General features: G+C 56.8%; 1 protein-coding gene and 1 pseudogene. Both read right to left on the bottom strand.

Going from position 1 to position 639, the window contains the following annotated elements:
* Positions 1–218 (bottom strand): annotated as a pseudogene (locus GG26_RS13665) (hypothetical protein); the annotation flags it as partial.
* 30 nt (positions 219–248) lie between these two features.
* The gene (locus tag GG26_RS13660; RefSeq protein WP_041438641.1) at positions 249–524 is read right to left on the bottom strand and encodes a DUF4404 family protein; all 276 of its coding nucleotides are present in this window, start codon (positions 522–524) and stop codon (positions 249–251) included.
* Positions 525–639: the final 115 nt, after the last annotated feature.

The raw sequence follows: 639 nt of genomic DNA, 5'->3' as shown, positions 1-639 counted from the left end.
GCGGCGTTTTGCTCGCTCAGCTCGGCGTGGCTTTCCCGAATGGCCTGGCGTAGCTGCTCGATTTCTCGACTGCGGGCGGCGTTTTGCTCGCTCAGCTCGGCGTGGCTTTCCCGAATGGCCTGGCGTAGCTCTTGGATCTCGCGGCTGTTAGCAGCAGTTTGCTCGGCTGCCTGAGCTAGGAGTTGTTCTACTCGATCTAAGCGGTCTTGGCCGTTCATTCTGAAACCCTTGGATACCCACCGCGGGAACTACAAACCCATTCCTGCCAATGTGTCAATCACCTGCTCCAGGATCAGCGTGAGGTTGGGGTGAGAGGTTTCAAACAGTGCCAGCGCTTCCCCAATGCGAGCTTTGCGCCCTGGGTTTTGTTGGCCCTTGGTTGGGGATCCCAGCTCTGCCAGCACGGCTTCCACCTCCTGGCGGATGGCGGCAATGTGCTGCCGCTGCCTTTCATCCAAGCCGGAGGTTTTTTGCAGCTCAACATCCAGATCGTGCAGCAGTTGTCGCAGTTTTGATTCGGCCATTCTCAAAAAGACCTTAACAAATCAAATCAAGTTTTGACCACGCTGACTCGATCATACGTCCTGTGACATCCTCTCCCGCTAAGCCCTGACGGGCTGTAGACGGGAGCTTCCGAGA

The sequence above is a fragment of the Synechococcus sp. 'PEA 65AY6A-5F PE A' genome, assembly GCF_047462575.1.
GTDB lineage: Bacteria > Cyanobacteriota > Cyanobacteriia > Thermostichales > Thermostichaceae > Thermostichus.
The sequence above is the reverse complement of the archived record's forward strand: the minus strand, read 5'-3'. Positions and strand labels throughout refer to the sequence as shown.